Annotated in this window: 21 protein-coding genes and 1 tRNA gene; 8 read left to right on the forward strand and 14 right to left on the reverse strand. The window is 71.1% G+C overall.

Annotated elements, in window-relative coordinates:
• Positions 1-104: 104 nt before the first annotated feature.
• The 7 genes from OG718_RS20365 to OG718_RS20395 all read right to left on the reverse strand — a co-directional run bounded on the left by OG718_RS20365 (position 105) and on the right by OG718_RS20395 (position 6,365).
• Positions 105-1,085, reverse strand: a complete 981-nt coding sequence (locus OG718_RS20365) for a tetratricopeptide repeat protein (RefSeq protein ID WP_055617768.1) — start codon at positions 1,083-1,085, stop codon at positions 105-107.
• Positions 1,086-1,202: 117 nt separating this feature from the next.
• Positions 1,203-2,456, reverse strand: coding sequence for an HD-GYP domain-containing protein (locus OG718_RS20370; protein WP_143636403.1), 1,254 nt, complete (start codon positions 2,454-2,456; stop codon positions 1,203-1,205).
• Between the two features lie 94 nt (positions 2,457-2,550).
• Entirely contained in the window at positions 2,551-3,945 is a 1,395-nt protein-coding gene (locus tag OG718_RS20375; RefSeq protein WP_143636405.1) for an HD-GYP domain-containing protein, read from the reverse strand.
• Between the two features lie 227 nt (positions 3,946-4,172).
• A complete protein-coding gene (locus OG718_RS20380; protein WP_143636407.1) occupies positions 4,173-4,562 on the reverse strand; it encodes a roadblock/LC7 domain-containing protein in 390 nt (129 codons plus the stop codon).
• 65 nt (positions 4,563-4,627) lie between these two features.
• Positions 4,628-4,804 carry a hypothetical protein gene (locus OG718_RS20385; protein ID WP_186001139.1) on the reverse strand — a complete coding sequence of 59 codons (177 nt, stop codon included), beginning with the start codon at positions 4,802-4,804 and terminating at the stop codon, positions 4,628-4,630.
• 254 nt (positions 4,805-5,058) lie between these two features.
• Positions 5,059-6,003, reverse strand: coding sequence for a DUF4388 domain-containing protein (locus OG718_RS20390; RefSeq protein ID WP_328844758.1), 945 nt, complete (start codon positions 6,001-6,003; stop codon positions 5,059-5,061).
• Positions 6,000-6,365 carry a hypothetical protein gene (locus tag OG718_RS20395; protein WP_260695075.1) on the reverse strand — a complete coding sequence of 122 codons (366 nt, stop codon included), beginning with the start codon at positions 6,363-6,365 and terminating at the stop codon, positions 6,000-6,002. The genes OG718_RS20390 and OG718_RS20395 overlap by 4 nt, the downstream gene beginning before the upstream one ends.
• A gap of 160 nt (positions 6,366-6,525) precedes the next feature.
• On the opposite strand from OG718_RS20395, the gene OG718_RS20400 reads away from it, so the two are divergent.
• Positions 6,526-6,891 carry a hypothetical protein gene (locus tag OG718_RS20400; protein WP_143636409.1) on the forward strand — a complete coding sequence of 122 codons (366 nt, stop codon included), beginning with the start codon at positions 6,526-6,528 and terminating at the stop codon, positions 6,889-6,891.
• A 131-nt stretch (positions 6,892-7,022) separates the two neighbouring features.
• On the opposite strand, the gene rsrA is transcribed toward OG718_RS20400, so the two are convergent.
• From rsrA to OG718_RS20420, 4 genes are all read right to left on the reverse strand, one after another.
• Positions 7,023-7,340, reverse strand: a complete 318-nt coding sequence (rsrA, locus tag OG718_RS20405; protein WP_143636411.1) for a mycothiol system anti-sigma-R factor — start codon at positions 7,338-7,340, stop codon at positions 7,023-7,025.
• Positions 7,337-8,017: an RNA polymerase sigma factor SigR gene (sigR, locus tag OG718_RS20410; protein ID WP_223064926.1), complete on the reverse strand. Its 681-nt coding sequence runs from the start codon at positions 8,015-8,017 to the stop codon at positions 7,337-7,339. Before sigR ends, rsrA begins: the two co-directional genes overlap by 4 nt.
• 256 nt (positions 8,018-8,273) lie before the next feature.
• Positions 8,274-8,921 (reverse strand): alpha/beta hydrolase family protein, encoded by a 648-nt coding sequence (locus OG718_RS20415; RefSeq protein WP_443055130.1) that lies wholly within the window; start codon positions 8,919-8,921, stop codon positions 8,274-8,276.
• Position 8,922: 1 nt separating this feature from the next.
• Entirely contained in the window at positions 8,923-9,738 is an 816-nt protein-coding gene (locus OG718_RS20420; RefSeq protein ID WP_328844759.1) for an SOS response-associated peptidase, read from the reverse strand.
• A gap of 50 nt (positions 9,739-9,788) precedes the next feature.
• Here OG718_RS20420 and OG718_RS20425 point away from each other — a divergent pair, with 50 nt between their 5' ends.
• The 4 genes from OG718_RS20425 to OG718_RS20440 all read left to right on the forward strand — a co-directional run bounded on the left by OG718_RS20425 (position 9,789) and on the right by OG718_RS20440 (position 13,476).
• Entirely contained in the window at positions 9,789-10,511 is a 723-nt protein-coding gene (locus tag OG718_RS20425) for a M50 family metallopeptidase (protein ID WP_143636417.1), read from the forward strand.
• Positions 10,512-10,685: 174 nt separating this feature from the next.
• Positions 10,686-12,002 (forward strand): 3-phosphoshikimate 1-carboxyvinyltransferase, encoded by a 1,317-nt coding sequence (gene aroA / locus OG718_RS20430; protein WP_143636418.1) that lies wholly within the window; start codon positions 10,686-10,688, stop codon positions 12,000-12,002.
• A 16-nt stretch (positions 12,003-12,018) separates the two neighbouring features.
• On the forward strand, positions 12,019-13,029 hold the full coding sequence (gene rsgA, locus OG718_RS20435) for a ribosome small subunit-dependent GTPase A (RefSeq protein ID WP_143636420.1): 1,011 nt from the start codon (positions 12,019-12,021) through the stop codon (positions 13,027-13,029).
• Positions 13,030-13,152: 123 nt separating this feature from the next.
• On the forward strand, positions 13,153-13,476 hold the full coding sequence (locus OG718_RS20440; RefSeq protein ID WP_306938088.1) for a DMT family transporter: 324 nt from the start codon (positions 13,153-13,155) through the stop codon (positions 13,474-13,476).
• An 83-nt stretch (positions 13,477-13,559) separates the two neighbouring features.
• Here OG718_RS20440 and OG718_RS20445 read toward each other — a convergent pair whose 3' ends face one another.
• On the reverse strand, positions 13,560-14,171 hold the full coding sequence (locus OG718_RS20445) for a TetR/AcrR family transcriptional regulator (RefSeq protein ID WP_143636424.1): 612 nt from the start codon (positions 14,169-14,171) through the stop codon (positions 13,560-13,562).
• Between the two features lie 231 nt (positions 14,172-14,402).
• Between OG718_RS20445 and hisN the strand changes: the two genes are divergently transcribed.
• Together hisN and OG718_RS20455 are read left to right on the forward strand one after the other, a co-directional pair.
• On the forward strand, positions 14,403-15,203 hold the full coding sequence (gene hisN / locus OG718_RS20450; protein ID WP_143636426.1) for a histidinol-phosphatase: 801 nt from the start codon (positions 14,403-14,405) through the stop codon (positions 15,201-15,203).
• A gap of 164 nt (positions 15,204-15,367) precedes the next feature.
• Positions 15,368-15,760 (forward strand): CBS domain-containing protein, encoded by a 393-nt coding sequence (locus OG718_RS20455; protein WP_143636457.1) that lies wholly within the window; start codon positions 15,368-15,370, stop codon positions 15,758-15,760.
• Between the two features lie 128 nt (positions 15,761-15,888).
• Here OG718_RS20455 and OG718_RS20460 read toward each other — a convergent pair whose 3' ends face one another.
• A complete protein-coding gene (locus tag OG718_RS20460; protein ID WP_328844760.1) occupies positions 15,889-17,361 on the reverse strand; it encodes a catalase in 1,473 nt (490 codons plus the stop codon).
• Between the two features lie 137 nt (positions 17,362-17,498).
• On the opposite strand from OG718_RS20460, the gene OG718_RS20465 reads away from it, so the two are divergent.
• A complete protein-coding gene (locus OG718_RS20465; RefSeq protein WP_143636461.1) occupies positions 17,499-17,915 on the forward strand; it encodes a Fur family transcriptional regulator in 417 nt (138 codons plus the stop codon).
• A 131-nt stretch (positions 17,916-18,046) separates the two neighbouring features.
• Here OG718_RS20465 and OG718_RS20470 read toward each other — a convergent pair.
• A tRNA-Met gene (locus tag OG718_RS20470) sits at positions 18,047-18,120 on the reverse strand.
• Between the last annotated feature and the right edge of the window lie 92 nt (positions 18,121-18,212).

An 18,212-nucleotide genomic window follows, 5' to 3' on the forward strand; every position in this document is an offset into this window, starting at 1 on the left:
TGTGATGCTGAACAGGGTACGGGGGGCACGCCCCTGAAAGGGGCGTGGGGAACCGCGCGACAAGCCACGGACGGCCTGCAGGTCAAGAACCGGGCTCGCAGCCCCTAACAGACTTCTTCAAGATCGCGCCAGTCCCTGGAATCCGGACTGTCGGCAACCCACCCGTCCAGCAACCCCCGCACCAACGAGGCGGGGGCGGCAAGCCCGCACTCCCGCTCGGGCACCCACAGCTGCCCGTCGGTCCGGTGCCCGAGGGGCCCCGGATGCCCCGGCTCACTGTGATCGTGCGGATCGAGATGCTCCCCGTCCCCCTCGTCGGACGGCATCCGGGACTCGGAACACATCCGGCAGAGCAGCCGGACCGACGAGGACCAGTCCTCCGCGGCGAACCCGGCATCGGCCGCCAGCCGCTCCAGGGCGTTGCGGTCGTCCTCGGTCTCCGCCTCCAGGAGCACCACCCAGGTCGGCACGGGAGAGGGCGCCCACAGCTCGATCTCGTCGAACACGGGATAGGAGTGGCCCGCGGCGGTCGTCCGCTCGCCGTGCGGAACCCCGTCGTGCAGTACGACCTCGCCCCAGCGCCGCCCGGAGGACGGCAGCGGAATGGAGAGGACCTCGATGCGGGCGGGGTCGAGCCGCCGCCCCCACACGACCTCGGCCTCGCCCTCGGGCGACAGCCGTACGGCCGCGCTGCCGAGGTCCATGCCCACCGGTTCGCCCGAGGCGGTGGCACCGCCGGGCACCCGCAGTCCGTAGGCCTGCCAGGCCCGCCGCGCGAGCGGCCAGTCCTGCAGGGCGGTGGCCGCGATCCCGACGTTCCACCAATCAGGGGCCCCGGTCTCCCGGTCGAGCAGTGCCACGGCCCTCAGACCGGCCGCCCGCGCCTGCTCCCAGTCGTGCCGGAACTTGTGCAGCAGCGCGAGGTTGAACCAGGACTCGGACAGCCAGGGTTCCAGGTCCGCGGCGCGCGTGAGCAGCGCCCCCGCGTCCTCGTACCGGCCGTCGCCGATCAGCGTGAACGCACGGTCGGTGGCCTGCCGCCATGAGGCGGAGGGCCGGTGCCGTCCCTTGCCGAAGATCCTCACGATTCCCGCCTGCCAGTTCGTTGAAGAGCGTGCAGCCTCGGGCTGGACTGTGCCCCCTGATGTCCTCTTCCTCGCATCCAACCACGGACGGTCGGACGGGCGCTCATTACCCATGGGTTACCCAGCCAGGGGCAGCATAAGACTGCCCCTCGCCAGCACCCTGGCCAGCGACTCCACCACCTCGGGCTGATAGTCCCGGGCAGTGCCGAGCCTCAGCTCCTCCAACGCCTTGAGGGGCCCGCCGGGACCTGCTTCCCGGGCTTTCTCCTCGTACGCGTTGACCGCCCGTACGATTCTGGCGCTGACCGGCTGTTCGCGGTACGGGTCCGCCTGGCGCTCCACCACCACGGCGACCTCGGCGTCCACCCCGGTCTGGCGCACCACGGCGCCGCCGAGCAGGGCGATGCGCCGCTGGTCGTCCGGGGCGAGGGAGGCCGTGGCCCCCGCGGGAACGGGATCGACGAGGGACAGCTGGCCGATGTCGTGCATCAGGGCCGCGTACTCCAGAACGGTCAGTTCGGGCTCGGAAAGACCCAGCTCGCGGCCGACGGCCCGGCTGAGCGCGGCCACGCGTCTGGCATGCCCGGCCGGGGTGTAGCCGGCGATCTCGGTGGCCCGGGCGAGTGAGGCGATGGTCTGGCGGTAGGTGGTCCGCACGGCCGCGTACCGCCGGAAGGACAGCTGGGTGAGCAGCAGCGGCAGGGAGAACACGGGCAGCGCCCACAGGCCGGCGACGGCGACCGCGAGCGCCATCACGGCACCGGTCGCGCAGACCGCCGACCCGATGCCGAGCGTGCCCCGCAGCTCGTCCCGCAGCAGTGGCCCGAACGGCCAGCGGGTCCGCGCGTGCGCCATGGCCGCGGCCAGGACGGCGTCCCACAGCGCGGACAGCACGAGCAGCGCGACGACGAGGGCCGCGTACGTGGGTCCGTCCTCGGCCCACTCCCTCAACCTGCCCTGGTTGTAGAGGGGTTGGAAGCAGGCGGCGGCGAAGGCGACGGTCAGGACGCGCCGCGTGAGGTGATCGGCGGTGGGCCCGTTTCCCTTGGCCACATGGGGCACGCATCCCAGCAGCGAGGCCGCCACGACGACGGCGACGGTCTGCAGCACCCCGTGGTGGGTGCTCTGCCCGCCGTTCTCCCCGAGCAGCGCGTACGCGAGCGCCCCGGCCGCCCCGAGCGGCGCCGACTCCCGCTGCTCCGCCCCGCCCCACCGGGCCAGCTCCCCAACGGCGATCAGCACCCCGAAGGCAAGCGCGACACCACGTTCGTCGAGGCCGTGCCAGAGGGTGGCGACCAGGGCGACGGCCGCGAGGAGGGCGGCGGTGACGCGGGCGAGGGTGAGCACGGGCAGGGGGCGCGACGGGTTCACGGGGACCTCCGACGGCCCGTGCGGGCGATGGATCGGCCGTGCGGGGTGGCGTGGGGTTCGGTGGCTTGCGAGGGTGAGGTGTTGCCGGGGGCCCTCATGGTCTGGTTCCGTCGAGGCTTTTACGTTGACCTGGTGGCTCGCTGGAAACGGGCGAAGCGGGTGGGCAGGGCTCGCCGCGCAGCGGCGTCTCGTCAGCGGTGACCGCGGGATGCCACCCCCGCCGGCCAAGCCCCCGCACCAACGCCTCCACCATCCGCGGATCGAACTGCGCCCCCGCACACCGCTCCAACTCCTCGAGCGCGGCCGCAACAGGCCGCGCCCGCCGGTAGGACCGGGTGGACGTCATCGCGTCGAAGGCGTCCGCGACGGCCACCACCCGCGCGAACTCCGGAATCTGGCCCCCCTTGAGCCCGTACGGATACCCGCTCCCGTCCAGCCGCTCGTGGTGATGCAGGATCGCCGACCTGGCCTCCCCCAGAAATCCGATCCCGCGCACCATCTCGTGCCCGTACTCGGGATGCAGTTCGATCACCCGCCGCTCCTCGGGCGTCAGCGGCCCGTCCTTGCGCAACAGCCGCGTGGGGACCCCGAGTTTGCCCACGTCGTGCAGGATCCCGGCGAACCTGAGCACCTCGGCCCGCTCGTCGTCCATGCCCAGTTCGCGCGCGATCACCATCGACGCCTGTCCCACCCGCTCGCTGTGCCCGCGCGTGTACCCGTCCTTGATGTCGACGGCCTGCACGAGTGCCCGGATGGTCGCCTGGTGGGCGGCCCGTTCCCGGCTGTACTGCGCGAACACCCACCACGACACGTACATCGGCAACAGCACGAGCAGCGCGGCGACCGGACCGTACGGACTGCGCCAGAGCACCGCCATCATCAGCCCGGCGAGCCCGTGCACGGCGACGGGCGCTAGTGAGCGGAGGAAGAGGCCGCGCCAGGCGGCCCGTACCGGCACCCGCTCGGCGAGCACCAGGATCCCCCCGTCGAGCACGGTCAGCACCAGGCAGAACGCCACGACGGCCGCACCGGCGGTCACGAGGACGTACGGGAAGTCGGACGAGAGGACCGCGTCCCGCCCGCCCAGCGCCCAGTGCACCCATGAGGCGGCCCACGCCGCGATCGCGAGCTGCCCGGCCCGCCACACCCGGCGCAGCCACCGCGGCCGCTGCTCGACCCGGGTCAGCAGCGCCCCGGGCAGGGCCACGAGCGCCGCGGCCGGAGGCGGCAGCAGAAAGGCCGCGGCGAGGAGCACGGGCGTGTGCCATCTGGGGGAACCGCCCGGGTCCCCGGCCACCCCCGCGCCCTCGGGTGTGCGGCCCGCCGCGAACCGGCTCCCGGCGAGCCGTTCGCACCCCGCGCAGAGCGCCGCGAAGAGCAGCACCGCACCCCACGGGGCGTGCGTGGCCCACAGCGGGAGGGCGCAGCACGCCGCTCCGAGCGCGGTGCAGACGACGTAGACACGCGCCCACGGCGAAACCGGCCGCATGGCGCTCCCTTCCCTGTGGCCCGGCCCCTGTCGGCCGACCGGGCGGGACGGCTCCGGCACGAGCCCCGTACAGGCCTTGGGACATGGACGATAGGGCGGCCGGGCACGGCTCGGGGGAGGCATGGAACGATTCGCCGGGCCCAGGAGGCAGATTCGCCCGTTCGAGTGAGCCGGGTACGCACGGGGTGCTGCGTCGTCAGAGCGCCGTCAGAGCCTCATCGAAGCCGTCAGTGCGCCACGTCGGCCGCGAGCGCCCGGGTCAGCTGCTCCACCGTCGCCGGTGACTCGCGCTGGAACGCGGGGATGTCGAGGCCGTCGTCGCCCATGACGGTCAGCAGTGCCCGGTCGCCGACCGCCATCACGATGACGTGCCCGGAGCCGCACCTCGCCACCACCTCGCGGAGCGCGCCGACGCCTGCCTGGTCCGCCATCCGCCGCCCCACGCCGAGCGTCGCGGCGGCCAGCGCGGCCACGGACTCGGGATGGACGGAGTCCGAGTCGTGGACGACGAGGAGGCCGTCCGCCGTGGACAGAACGCTCTGGGATATCCCCATCACCCGATCGCGCAGCGAGGTCAGGATCTCCGTCAGGGGACTGGGCGGCGGCTGTTCACTCATGACGAGCTCCTTGCTAAAGGCATATGCAATCCTGGTACGGTCCAACTGGCACGTTTCCAAGGGGGTCAGTCGGATTCCGGCAGTCCCGTCAGGCCCCGGCGGACACGGCGCAGCATGTCGACGGAGGGTTGGTCGGCGGCCAGGTCCTCCGGCGAGAGCATGGGGAGGACGAACGGCTGCGCCCCCGGAGATTCACCGGTGGCGTCCGGGTCGTCCCCGGACGACGCGGCCGCGCCCCGCACGGGCAGCGGCGGTCTGCCGGCCGGCGGTACCGGCCGGGACGGCGGTGCTGCCTGATGTTCCTGTGGGACCTGTTGCGCCGGCGGCGCTTGTGGGACCTGCGCCGCCTGCGGTGAAGTGCCTGATTCGGCGGAGCGCCCGAGCCGCGCCTGTGGGGCGTCCGCGTCCGGTCCTCGTGTCCGCCGTTTCGCGGCCCGCCTCGCTTCGGCCTCCGTGCTCCGTCGGCGCATCGCTGCCCGACGTCTGCGTGAACTCACTACCCCCCCGTCCCCCCGTCCTTCCCTGCGGCAAAAGCGTTGCTTCCCTCCGCGGGCCGTTCGCCCGCCGGGCCCTCCCGTGCCGGGCCTTCACCCACCCTCGACGCACCGCCGGGCCTGCGCCTCGGCAGTGGTTCGGCCTTGGACTGTGACCCGAGCCCGAGCCCGGACCCGGACCCGGCGCCCGACCTCGACGGCTGCGGTGTCGCGGAGCGCCGTTCGGGCAGTACGCGCGGCGCGGTGCTCGGCCTGACGCCGGGTTCCCTGCCCGCGTCCCACCGGACGAGTTCCAGCCCCTCCAGGCGGGTCAGGTCGAGCATGACCGCGTACAGCCCGCGCCCGAGCGTGAAGGCGATGTCCCGGGCCGTGCGCCGCCCGTTGACGGTGTTCAGCACGGACTGATGGCGGTGCGGCAGCCAGCGGCCCGGCCCGGGGCCCGGAACCGGTGTGGGCCGCACCCGCGCGAGTTCTCCCGGTGCCCCCCACGGACCGGACAACTGCACCATCCGCCGCGTGGTCTCCTCGGTCAGCCGCCGCGGTTCCACACCCGGCGTGGCGAGGAGAGTGGGCTCCGGGTCGCTCAGCGTCCAACTGCCGGGCGGGCCGAGCGCCATGGCGAAGGCCGCGTCGAACACGGCCGCGGTGCACACGATCTCGAGTTCGGCGGCGCCGATCAGGCCGGCGGCCACCAACTGCCCGCCCAGCCGGTCCACATCACGTTCCGCAGCACACGCGGCCAGCCAGGCCTCGTCGTCGATGCGGCCCGGTGTGAGCAGGACCGACGTGGCGGTCGGTGCGCCCGGTGTCTCGACCGCGCCGATCAGACCGTCCCTCAGATGGATCGTTCCGCCCGGGGCGCCGGAGACCCGCACCGTGCCGGTGAAGCCCTCCTCGTGCAGCCCCTGCAGAAGCGCGGGCAGATTGCGCGCCGGGGCTCCCGTCATGCGAGCACCTCTGCGACACGGTCGCCCAGACTCCGCGTGGCGAGCGCCAGGTTGGCCCGCTCCCGGTCCATGCCCGCCGCCAGCAGCAGGGGGTCGCCGGCCGGCCGTGTCACCGCGAGCAGCACCTGATGGCGCCGCGCGCTGGTCGTGATCACGCTCTCCAACTCCCCCTCGGCGCCCGCCTGTCCGAGCCGTTCGACGATGAGCGCGGCGAGTTCGGCACACTCCGCGCCGCCCGCGGCCTCCTCGGAGTCCCCGGCCACCCCGTAGGTGAGGCCCGTGACCGCGTCGACCAGGGCGACACCGGTGACCCCGGGGGAGTCGAGGAGCCGGGCCAGGGAGGCATCAACGGCCGTCGTCATTTCCCCGTTTCCCCCTTCACGTCCGAACGTCGCACAGTACTTTGAACATCAACTACCGCAACAGGTAACAAATTTGATGTTTTGTGACGCACAAGCCACTTGTGTTCGATCGTAGTTGTACGAGCAACGACCGTCAGCGTCACTGAGGAATTGGGGCAACGTGAACATCGAGACCGCACTCAAGGAAGCCATGAGCGTGGACGGGGCCATCGGCATCGCCCTCGTCGACTACGAAAGCGGAATGTCGCTCGGCACGCTCGGCGGCGGGCCGTCGCTCGACCTGGAACTCGCCGCGGCGGGCAACACCGAGGTGGTGCGCTCGAAGATGCGCACGCTGGCGTCGCTGGCCATGGACGACACCATCGAGGACATCCTGATCACGCTGGGCAAGCAGTACCACCTGATCCGCCCGCTCGGCAGCAGCAGCGGCACGCTGTTCCTCTACCTCGCGCTCGACCGCGCCCGCAGCAACCTGGCACTGGCCCGGCACAGCCTGAAGCGGATCGAGAACGGCCTGGAGATCTGAAAAAGGCCCCGGACGTCCAACGCCGCTGCCTGCGGCCGGACCGGTCAGCCCGGTCCGGCCGCAGGCAGCGTGGCGACCGGGGCCGGTTCAGGACCGGCAGTGCGGAGACAGAGACAGCGACCGAGGCGGTGTCAGCCCTCGGTGGCCGCGCCGCGGATGTCGGCGGCGGTGACGTCGTGCTCGGGCACGGTCTCGCCGGAGCGGATCAGCTCGATACGGCCCATGACCTTGGCCCGCAGGTCGGTCGGCACGTCGTCATGGCCGCAGCACCGCTTGACCAGCTTCTTCACGGCCTGCTCGAGGCCGTACTTCTCCAGGCACGGGGAGCACTCCTCGAAGTGCACCTCGAACTTGGTGCAGTCGGCATCGGGCATCTCCCGGTCGAGGAACTCGTAGAGATGATCGAGTACTTCACTGCAGTCCGTCTCGTGCGGCTCTCCGCAGCTCATGAGCCCGAGCCTTTCGTTCCGTCCGACTCCCCGGCGCCCGCCGGGACCAGGCCACGGTCCTTCGCGTAGTCCTCGAGCATGCCGCGCAGCTGGCGGCGACCCCGGTGCAGCCGGGACATCACCGTACCGATGGGTGTCCCCATGATGTCCGCGATCTCCTTGTACGCAAAGCCCTCTACGTCAGCGAGATAGACGGCGATGCGGAATTCCTCGGGGATCGCCTGCAGCGCGGACTTGACGTCCGAGTCGGGCAGGTGGTCGAGCGCCTGCGACTCGGCGGAGCGCAGACCGGTCGACATGTGCGACTCGGCACGCGCCAGCTGCCAGTCCTCGATCTCCTCGGCGGCGGACCGCTGGGGCTCGCGCTGCTTCTTGCGGTACGAGTTGATGAAGGTGTTGGTGAGGATCCTGTACAGCCACGCCTTGAGGTTGGTGCCCTCACGGAACTGGTGGAAGGACGCGTACGCCTTCGCGTACGTCTCCTGCACCAGGTCCTCGGCGTCGGCCGGGTTCCGCGTCATGCGCAGCGCGGCCGAGTACATCTGGTCGAGGAACTCCAGCGCGTCCCGCTCGAAGCGCGCACTGCGCTCGGCGGCCGACTCGCCGCTGCCCGGGCCCTCGGGCTGCTCCGCCTGGCCGTTTTCGGTCCCTGCGTCGGTCCCTGTGACCGGACCCACCTCCTCCAGAGTCTGGGCAGGCCCGAAACCGGACCCACCAGAATCGGAGGATAGACGACGATCCGGCCCGGCCGCCGCCCGAATAGGGGTGGTCTTTGCCGCATGCAGAACCGACCACTCCAGGTCAGCGCTGCTGCTACGGCTCGGGCAGATGGTCGAACCCATGCGGCGGACTTCCTCTCATGCGACTTCTCACAGCACATGCCGTGCTGTCTGATCCGCACAACAGTGGCCCGGGGCTCAGCATTCCCGGGGGTCACCCGAGTGATGAGGTCCACTTCAGTACGCCATCGGTGATGACCTTCAGGACCTGGTCCTGGTCGACCGGGGCGCGCTTCGGCACCGCGAAGCCATGATCGCCGTACGGCACCTCGACGAGTTCGTACGCGCCCTCCGGGAACTCCTCCGGTCTGCCGAACGGGTCGTTGCCGCCCTGGACGACCAGCGTGGGCACTCCGGCTCCGAGCAGTTCGCCGGCGCGGGACTTCTCCGGCCTGCCCGGCGGGTGGAGGGGGAAGCTGAGCGCGAGTACGGCGTGGGCGCCGAGTTCGGTGGCCGTGCGGCAGGCGACGCGGGCTCCGGCGCTGCGACCGCCCGCGATCACGGGCAGCCCGGGCTTCGCCAGGACGGGCCAGATGCCCCGCCATCCCACGTCCAGCGTCTTCGGCGCGGGCGCCAGCTTCCTGCCCGCCACCCGCCAGGGCTGCTCGACGAGGGCCACGCTCACGCCGTGCGCGGGCAGCCCGGCGGCGAGCGCCCGGAGGTCCCGCGCCTCGATCCCACCGCCGGCGCCGTGGCTGACGGCCAGCACCAGCCGCGCCCTGCTCGCCCGGTGCCAGGTGACGCGGGCCGTACCCGCGTCGGTGTCGATGGTCTCGATGATCTCCGTCACATGATCCGTCACGTCAGAAGAGTGTGCCCTCTTCGGGCCCCTCCAGCTCCTTCAGCAGCTCCGGCCCGTTGTTGCGGACGTTGCTCACCGCCGTGGAGACGGGGTACGCCCGCATCAGCCCCTCCGGCGGCGGCGCGAGCAGGGAGCGCAGGTCCTCGACGTCCGTACGGGACGGGTCGAGCCAGGAGTCCCAGCGGTCCGGGGTGAGCATGAGCGGCATGCGCGGGTGGATGTCGGCCAGCGCGCGCGGCCCGTCCTCCGGGCCGGCCGCCAGCGCCGCGGTCTCCGCCTCGGTGGTGATGACGGAGCACGTCACCCACCAGGCCCGCGGATGGTCGTCGGGCAGCGTCTTGTCCCGCCAGAACTCGTAGAGCCCGGCCATCGCGAAGACGGACCCGTCGGCGGGGAGCACGAAGTACGGCTGCTTGCGCGGCCGCTTCTTCTTGCCCTCGACCTCCAGTTCGCGCTCGCCGGAACCGGTCACCCACTCGTAATAGCCGTCGGCGGGGATGATGCAGCGCCGGGTGGCGAAGGCCCGCCGGTACGAGGGCTTCTCGTGGACGGTCTCGGCCCGGGCGTTGATCATCCGGGCGCCGCCCTCGGGGGTCTTCGACCAGGACGGGACGAGGCCCCACTTGAGCGTGCGCAACTGCCGAACCGGCTTGGGGTCCTCCGCGTCCTTAAGGGGACGGTCCAGGATCGCGTAGACCTCTTTGGTGGGAGCCACGTTGTAGTCGGGGGCCAGAGCCTCCTCCGGCTCCCACTTCTCGATCTCAAAGATTCCTGCGAGATCCTCGGGCCTACGACTCGCTGCATACCGTCCGCACATACGTGCAACACTGCCAGATTCCGAGCCAGCCAGAGGAGCCCTCACCCACAATGGACAGCATCGCCGCCACCTCGCTGGCCACCCTCTGGGACGAGGTCTTCGGGAGCCAGCCCGACCCGGACACCTGGGTGGTCATAGCCACGTTGGTCGCGGCGCTCGCCGTGATCGTCCCGCACAACGTCTGGCGGCTCTCGCGCAACGCCATCACCATCGCCCACGAGGGCGGCCACGGTCTCGTCGCCCTTCTCACCGGTCGCAGCCTCAGCGGTATCCGGCTGCACTCGGACACCAGCGGCCTCACCGTCAGCCGGGGCAAGCCGACCGGTCTCGGCATGATCCTCACGGCGGCCTCGGGCTACACCGCTCCCCCGCTGCTCGGCCTCGGCGGCGCCGCGCTCCTGGCCGCGGGCCACATCACGGCCCTGCTGTGGCTGGCCACACTGCTGCTCGTGGCGATGCTGGTGATGATCCGCAACGCGTACGGCGCCCTCACGGTCCTGGTCACCGGCGGCACGTTCGTGGTGGTCTCCTGGCTGGCCGGCCCCCAGGTCCAGGCCGCCTTCGCCTACGCCGTGGTCTGGTTCCTCCTCCTCGGCGGCGTCCGCCCGGCCTTCGAACTCCAGATGAAGCGCAGCCGCGGCGGAGCCGGCGACTCGGACGCCGACCAGCTCTCCCGCCTGACCCACGTCCCGGCAGGCCTGTGGCTGTTCCTGTTCCACACGGTGTCCCTGTGCTCACTGATGGGCGGGGGCAGGTGGCTGCTGGGGCTGTGAGGCACCCGATGGGGCTGCGCCCCGCAAGGGGCGCGGGGAACTGCGCGACCAGCCACACACGACCCGCAGCCGCCCATCCACACGAACCCCCGAGCTCTCAGGCGCACCCCCACGGAGTGGTTTCGCCCCTTTCGATCAAGATCTCCGCAAGTGGCAAACCATTAAAGTGAGGGCATGCCCGTTAACGCCGCACACACCGCCCTCTGGCCCGCCCCGCACGCGAGCGGAGCCGTCGACGCGACGGTCCACGTGCCCGGGTCCAAGTCGGTCACCAACCGCGCCCTCGTCCTGGCCGCCCTCGCCGCGGAGCCGGGCTGGCTGCGCCGCCCCCTCCGCTCCCGCGACACCCTCCTGATGGCCGGCGCCCTGCGGGCGATGGGCGTGGGCATCGAGGAGGGCGTGGGCCCCGACGGCTCCGGCGAGGCCTGGCGTGTCATCCCCTCGGGCCTGCACGGCCCGGCCACGGTCGACGTCGGCAACGCCGGCACGGTGATGCGCTTCCTGCCCCCGGTCGCCGCCCTCGCCGACGGCCCCATCCGGTTCGACGGCGACCCGCGTTCGTACGAGCGCCCCCTGCACGGTGTGATCGACGCGCTGCGTGCCCTCGGCGCCCGTATCGACGACGACAGCCGCGGCGCGCTGCCGCTGACCGTGCACGGCTCCGGGGCGCTGGAGGGCGGCCCGGTGGAGATCGACGCGTCCTCGTCGTCCCAGTTCGTGTCGGCGCTGCTGCTGTCCGGCCCGCGCTTCAACCAGGGCGTGGAAGTACGGCACACCGGCTCCAGGCTCCCCTCCATGCCGCACATCCGGATGACCGTCGACATGCTGCGCTCGATCGGCGCCCAGGTGGACACCCCGGAGTCGGGCGGCGAGCCGAACGTCTGGCGGGTCACGCCGGGCGCGCTCCTGGGCCGGGACCTGACGGTCGAGCCGGACCTGTCGAACGCCCAGCCGTTCCTGGCGTCCGCCCTGGTCACCGGCGGCAGGGTCGTCATCCCCGACTGGCCGCTGCGCACCACCCAGCCCGGCGACAAGCTGCGTGACATCTTCACCGAGATGGGCGGTTCCTGCGAACTGACCGACCGGGGGCTGGAGTTCACCGGATCCGGCTCGATCCACGGCATCGACGTGGACCTGGGCGAGGTCGGCGAGCTGACCCCGGGCATCGCGGCGGTGGCGGCCCTCGCCGACTCCCCCTCCACCCTCCGTGGCGTGGCCCATCTGCGTCTGCACGAGACGGACCGGCTGGCCGCGCTCACCAAGGAGATCAACGAACTGGGCGGCGACGTCACCGAGACCGCCGACGGCCTGCACATCCGGCCGCGCCCGCTGCACGGCGGGGTGTTCCACACCTACGACGACCACCGCATGGCCACCGCGGGCGCGATCATCGGCCTCGCGGTCGACGACGTACGGATCGAGAACGTGGCGACGACGGCGAAGACCCTTCCGGACTTCCCCGATCTGTGGACCGGAATGCTCGGGAACTGACGGGCGGACCGGGATCATGCGCCGTTACGGCAAGCACACCGACGAGGACGACATCCGCCAGCGCCCGAACCGCAAGGGCAACCGGCCTCGTACGAACATCCGCCCCAAGCACGAGGAGGCGGTCGAGGGCATGGTCCTCACCGTCGACCGGGGCCGCCTGACCTGCCTGGTGGACGACCGGGTCGTCATGGCGATGAAGGCCCGCGAACTGGGCCGCAAGGCCGCGGTCGTCGGCGACCGGGTGGCCATCGTCGGCGACCTGTCCGGTGAGAAGGACACCCTGGCCCGCATCGTCCGCATCGAGCCGCGCACCTCCGTGCTGCGCCGCACGGCCGACGACGACGATCCGTACGAGCGCGTGGTCGTCGCCAACGCCGACCAGCTGGCCATCGTGACGGCCCTGGCCGACCCCGAGCCCCGCCCGCGTCTCATCGACCGCTGCCTGGTGGCGGCGTATGACGGCGGCCTGGACCCCCTGCTGGTCCTGACGAAGTCGGACCTGGCCCCGCCCGACGAACTCCTGGAGATGTACGGGGCGTTGGGCGTCCCGTACGTCGTGACGAGCCGTCAGGAGCTGGAGAGCGGCGAGGCGCTGGACCGCGTGCACAAGCAGCTGGACGGCAAGATCACGGCCTTCGTCGGGCACTCGGGCGTCGGCAAGACGACGCTGGTCAACGCGCTCGTGTCGCGGGAGCGGCGGCGCTCGACGGGCGTGGTCAACGCGGTCACCGGCCGCGGCCGGCACACCACGACGTCGGCGCGCGCGATCCCCCTTCCCGACAACGACGGCTGGGTCGTCGACACGCCGGGCGTACGGTCCTTCGGCCTGCACCACGTGGACCCGTCCCGGGTCATCAAGGCCTTCCCGGATCTGGAGCCCGGCACCGAGGGCTGTCCGCGCGCGTGCAGCCACGACGAACCGGACTGCGCGCTGGACGCGTGGGTGGCCGAGGGTCACGCGGATCCGGCCCGCCTCTACTCGCTGCGCCGGCTGCTCTCCACGCGCGAACGGCGCGAGGGGGACTGATCTGCGGCCGATCTCCGTTTGACCTCAGTGTTGTTTGCATCCCCGCCGCGACGGTAAAGGCATAATCGCACCAAGCGGGATGCAAGCGAGACGAAGCGGTCACGGAGCGTGGGAGGGCATCACATGGCGTGGCTGCTGGTTGTCGTGGCGGGGCTGCTGGAGACGGGTTTCGCCGTCTGCCTCAAGCTCTCCCACGGCTTCACGAGACTCTGGCCCACGGTGGCCTTCTGTATCTTCGCCCTGGGCAGCTTCGGCCTGCTCACGCTGTCCCTCAAGAAGCTCGACGTGGGCCCCGCGTACGCGGTCTGGACCGGCATCGGCGCCGCCGGCACCGCCATCTACGGCATGATCTTCCTCGACGACCTGGTCTCCGTCCTGAAGATCATCTCGATCTCCCTGGTGATCATAGGAGTCATCGGCCTGCAGCTGTCGGGCTCGTCCCACTAGGACTGCTCCCCATAGGACTGCTCCCGCCCGGACCGTCCCGTCAGGACCACAGGTCACCGGTCCGTGCCCGCCCGCGGTCGCGCTCAACTCACGGACCGCACAGTCGTCAGAGCGTCCCGGACCATCCCGGCCGTGCCGCCCTCCCCGGCGGGGGCCAGCACGCACGACACCCCCAGCCGCACCACGAGTTCACAGGCCCGGGCCAGCTCCGCGGCCTCGGACTTCGACGCACCCTGCACGGCCAGCGACGCGACGGCCCGGTCCCGCACCAGCCCCACGAAGTCCCCCGGCGACGGCAACGGCCCGTCGGCCCTGCGCTGAGCGGGCACGGCCGACGAGGACGGCACCGCGGACAGGGTGGGCGAGGGCAGCCGCTCCGCCCAGCACCCCGTGAGCATCGCCCGCACCAGCGCGTTGCCCCGGGCCGCCGACACCGTCCACTCCGCCGCAGCGGCCAACCGCTCCCGAGGCTCCGAACGGCTCACCAGAGCCCGCTCGACCCCCGCGAGATACGCGTCGGCCTCCCGCCGTACGAGCGCACGCGCAAGCCCTTCCTTGCTCCCGAACTCGTTGTAGAGGGTCTGCCGGGAAACCCCGGCCGCGGCGGCCACGTCGACCATCCGCACGGCGGACCACGGACGGCGTCCGAGCGCCGTGTGGGCGGCGTCCAGCAGGGATTCCCGCGCTGCAGGCATCGTCGCCTCCCGGGGGCGATCGGCTCTGCGCTTCAGAGTTGACGCGCACGGAGGCACTGTCAAGGGTTCGCGGCATGACCAGGGGGCGCCAAGTGCCCCGAAGAGGCGTGCGGCTGTGCCGGCCCGCGGCTCGCCGCGGGGCGCGACCGGCCGCGTCCGACCCGCACCTGTAACACAACCCCCGGTCTCCCCCCGTTCCCCGCGGAGCGACCCGGAAGATACGGTTCGCTCATGCCCGACTATCGCGATGACCTGCGCCTCGCCCATGTCCTGGCGGACGCCGCCGACGCCGCGACGATGGACCGGTTCAAGGCGCTCGACCTCAAGGTCGAGACCAAGCCGGACATGACCCCGGTGAGCGAGGCCGACAAGGCCGCCGAGGAGCTGATCCGCGGCCACCTCCAACGGGCACGGCCGCGGGACGCGATCCTCGGCGAGGAGTACGGCGTCGAGGGCACGGGCCCCCGCCGCTGGGTGATCGACCCGATCGACGGCACCAAGAACTACGTACGCGGCGTACCCGTCTGGGCCACGCTCATCGCGCTGATGGAGGCGGTCGAGGGCGGCTACCAGCCGGTCGTCGGCGTGGTCTCCGCGCCCGCGCTGAGCCGCCGCTGGTGGGCGGCGAAGAGCCACGGCGCGTTCACCGGCCGCAGCCTGTCGTCGGCGTCCCGGCTCAAGGTCTCGCAGGTCTCGCGCATGAAGGACGCGTCCTTCGCGTACTCCTCCCTGGCGGGCTGGGAGGAGCGCAGCCTGCTCGACGGCTTCCTCGACCTGACCCGCGAGGTGTGGCGCACGCGCGCGTACGGCGACTTCTGGCCGTACATGATGGTCGCCGAGGGCGCGGTCGACATCTGCGCGGAGCCCGAACTGTCGCTGTGGGACATGGCGGCGACCGCGATCATCGTGACCGAGGCGGGCGGCTCCTTCACGGGCCTCGACGGCCGCCCGGGCCCGCACAGCGGCAACGCGGCCGCGTCGAACGGCATCCTCCACGACGAGCTGTTGGGTTATCTGAACCAGCGCTACTGAGGCGCCCGGGGGCAGTTGAGGCACTGACGGGCGGGAAAGCGCCCCAAATATCGTCTGCACGCGCCCTCTTGTTGACCGTCTCTTCAACTGCGACTCTGAGAGTCCCCCCACTTGTGAACTTGTGAATCCGTTAACTAACGGATTCGTAGGAGGTGGCTCCGTCCATGCTCGTCCGCGACGCCATGAGCACGGTGGTCCTCACCATCGGACCCGCTCACACCCTCCGGCAGGCCGCCGCGCTGATGTCCGCACGCCGCGTGGGCGCGGCCGTGGTCCTCGACCCCGACGAAGGCGGGCTCGGCATCCTCACCGAGCGCGACATCCTCAACTCCGTAGGCCTGGGCCAGAGCCCGGACACCGAGCGGGCCCACGCCCACACGACCACCGACGTCGTCTTCGCCGCCCCGACCTGGACGCTGGAGGAGGCGTCGCTGGCCATGACCCACGGCGGCTTCCGCCACCTCGTCGTCCTCGACCACGGCGAGCCGGTCGGCATCGTCTCGGTCCGCGACATCATCCGCTGCTGGGCACCGCTGCGACAGCACGCCCCGGCCTGAGCACGTAAGGACCCGCCGGGCGGCTGCCGGCCCCGGGCACACAGCAACTCAGGAGAAGGCGAACGGGCCGGATCTCCGGTACGGGAGATCCGGCCCGCTCTTCGACGACAAGCGTTCCAGTGCTGGCGTCAGCCGCGCAGGGCCTGGACCGCGGCTTCCAGCCGCTTGCCGAAGTCTCCGTCGGCCTGACGGAAGTTGTCGATCGCGCGCTCGGCGATGTCGTCGCGCGAGACCTTGGCGATGAAGCCGGCGAGGTTGTCGATCAGACGGCCCTTCTCGTCCTCGGACATCAGGCGGTAGAGGTTGCCCGCCTGCACGAAGTCGTCGTCCTCGGAGTGGACCGGGGCCTCATGACTGCCGGTGCCGGCCGTGAAGTTCGCGGTCGCCTGCCAGAGCGGCCGGTCCGTCTGGAACGGGCCGCCGAAGCTGTTCGGCTCGTAGTTCCTGGCACCCTTGTGGCGGCCGTCGTACAGAAGGCCGTCACGGGAGTGCGTACGCGCCTCGGTGGCGTGCGGACGGTTCACCGGCAGGTGGTCGGCGTTGACGCCGACGCGGTAGCGGTGGGCGTCGCCGTACGCGAACAGGCGGCCCTGGAGCATCTTGTCGGGCGAGGGTCCGATGCCCGGCACGAAGTGCGCGGGGCTGAAGACGGACTGCTCGACCTCGGCGAAGACGTTCTCCGGGTTGCGGTTGAGCTCCAGCCTGCCGACCTCGATCGGCGGGTAGTCCTCGTGCGGCCACACCTTGGTGAGGTCGAACGGATTGAAGCGGTACGTCGCCGCGTCGGCCGCCGGCATGATCTGCACCTGCACGGTCCAGGTCGGGAAGTCGCCGCGCTCGATCGACTCGCGCAGATCGCGCTGGTGCGAGTCGGGGTCGAGACCGGAGACGTTCACGGCCTCCTCGGTCGTCAGGTTCTTGATGCCCTGGTCGGTCTTGAAGTGGTACTTGACCCAGAAGACCTCGCCGGCCTCGTTGTTCCACTGGTAGGTGTGCGAGCCGTACCCGTTCATGTGGCGGTACGAGGCGGGGATGCCGCGGTCGCCGAAGAGCCAGGTCACCTGGTGGGTGCTCTCCGGGCTGAGCCCCCAGAAGTCCCAGACGTTGTCGGCCTCCTGGGAGCCCGTGTACGGGTCGCGCTTCTGCGTGTGGATGAAGTCGGGGAACTTGATGGCGTCCTTGATGAAGAACACCGGGGTGTTGTTGCCGACGAGGTCGTAGTTGCCTTCTTCGGTGTAGAACTTCAGCGCCCAGCCGCGCGGGTCACGGACGGCGTCGGCCGAGCCGAGGTTGCCCGCGACGGTGGAGAAGCGCAGGAAGGTCTCGGTCTGCCTGCCGACCTCGGAGAGGAAGTGGGCGCGCGTGTACCGGCTGACATCGGCGGTGACCGTGAAGGTGCCGTAGGCGCCTGCGCCACGGGCGTGCACCACACGCTCCGGGATGCGCTCACGGTTGAAGTGGGCGAGCTTCTCCAGGAGGAGCTGGTCCTGGACGAGAACAGGGCCGCCGATGCCCGCGGTCTCGCTGTTCTGGTTGTCGGCCACCGGCGCGCCGGCCTCCGTCGTAAGCGGTCCCTGCGTCACGTGCGCCTCCTGCGTCATTCCTTGCTGATCCTGGCTGTTCCTGTCCCTCAGCCAAAGCCGAACTCGATCCTACAATGGACAATGTCTAAGTCAAGGAATGCTCCAAAGTCACACCTGTTCGGAAACTGGGCCTCCTTGCTGTTAGGGTTGGTGGTATGAGCGACCTGTTGGAACGACTGCGCGGACGCGGCTGGCGCATGACCGCGCAACGGCGCGTCGTGGCCGAGGTCCTCGACGGCGATCACGTCCATCTGACGGCCGACGAGGTCCATGCGAGGGCCGTGGCCAAGCTGCCCGAGATCTCCCGGGCGACCGTCTACAACACGCTGGGTGAGCTGGTCTCGCTCGGCGAGGTGCTGGAAGTCGCCACGGACAAGCGCGCGAAGCGGTACGACCCGAACGCGCACAGTCCGCACCACCACCTGGTCTGCGCCCAGTGCGGTGCGATCAAGGACGTCCACCCGGGCGGCAATCCGCTGGCGGACCTCCCCGACTCCGAGCGCTTCGGCTTCGCGGTCTCGGGCGTCGAGGTGACGTACCGCGGCGTGTGCCCGAACTGCGCGGCAGCCTGACCGCCCGACTCGGCACTCCCCGAAGCCCCGGCCACAAGAAGGCCGGGGCTTTCGACATCCCGCGCCCCTACCTCTTGCTCCCGAACACACCGAAGGCCCGGAACCATTGGTTCCGGGCCTTCGGTCTTCAGTAGCGGGGACAGGATTTGAACCTGCGACCTCTGGGTTATGAGCCCAGCGAGCTACCGAGCTGCTCCACCCCGCGGCGATGTCTGAACAGTACGTCACCGGCGCCGACCAGTGCAAATCAGTTCCCGCGCCCCCCGAATCCCTGCCCGCCAAACGCCGGGCGGGCTG

The organism is Streptomyces sp. NBC_00258 (assembly GCF_036182465.1).
Taxonomy (GTDB): Bacteria; Actinomycetota; Actinomycetes; order Streptomycetales; family Streptomycetaceae; genus Streptomyces.

Bases quoted from the DNA above. Each gene is read 5' to 3' on its own strand.
- OG718_RS20375 (WP_143636405.1), bottom strand. From the start codon at position 3,945: ATGCGGCCGGTTTCGCCGTGGGCGCGTGTCTACGTCGTCTGCACCGCG.
- OG718_RS20380 (WP_143636407.1), bottom strand. From the start codon at position 4,562: ATGAGTGAACAGCCGCCGCCCAGTCCCCTGACGGAGATCCTGACCTCG.
- OG718_RS20390 (WP_328844758.1), bottom strand. From the start codon at position 6,003: ATGACGGGAGCCCCGGCGCGCAATCTGCCCGCGCTTCTGCAGGGGCTG.
- OG718_RS20395 (WP_260695075.1), bottom strand. From the start codon at position 6,365: ATGACGACGGCCGTTGATGCCTCCCTGGCCCGGCTCCTCGACTCCCCC.
- rsrA (WP_143636411.1), bottom strand. From the start codon at position 7,340: ATGAGCTGCGGAGAGCCGCACGAGACGGACTGCAGTGAAGTACTCGAT.
- OG718_RS20420 (WP_328844759.1), bottom strand. From the start codon at position 9,738: ATGTGCGGACGGTATGCAGCGAGTCGTAGGCCCGAGGATCTCGCAGGA.
- OG718_RS20425 (WP_143636417.1), top strand. From the start codon at position 9,789: ATGGACAGCATCGCCGCCACCTCGCTGGCCACCCTCTGGGACGAGGTC.
- aroA (WP_143636418.1), top strand. From the start codon at position 10,686: ATGCCCGTTAACGCCGCACACACCGCCCTCTGGCCCGCCCCGCACGCG.
- rsgA (WP_143636420.1), top strand. From the start codon at position 12,019: ATGCGCCGTTACGGCAAGCACACCGACGAGGACGACATCCGCCAGCGC.
- OG718_RS20440 (WP_306938088.1), top strand. From the start codon at position 13,153: ATGGCGTGGCTGCTGGTTGTCGTGGCGGGGCTGCTGGAGACGGGTTTC.
- OG718_RS20445 (WP_143636424.1), bottom strand. From the start codon at position 14,171: ATGCCTGCAGCGCGGGAATCCCTGCTGGACGCCGCCCACACGGCGCTC.
- hisN (WP_143636426.1), top strand. From the start codon at position 14,403: ATGCCCGACTATCGCGATGACCTGCGCCTCGCCCATGTCCTGGCGGAC.
- OG718_RS20455 (WP_143636457.1), top strand. From the start codon at position 15,368: ATGCTCGTCCGCGACGCCATGAGCACGGTGGTCCTCACCATCGGACCC.
- OG718_RS20460 (WP_328844760.1), bottom strand. From the start codon at position 17,361: ATGACGCAGGAGGCGCACGTGACGCAGGGACCGCTTACGACGGAGGCC.
- OG718_RS20465 (WP_143636461.1), top strand. From the start codon at position 17,499: ATGAGCGACCTGTTGGAACGACTGCGCGGACGCGGCTGGCGCATGACC.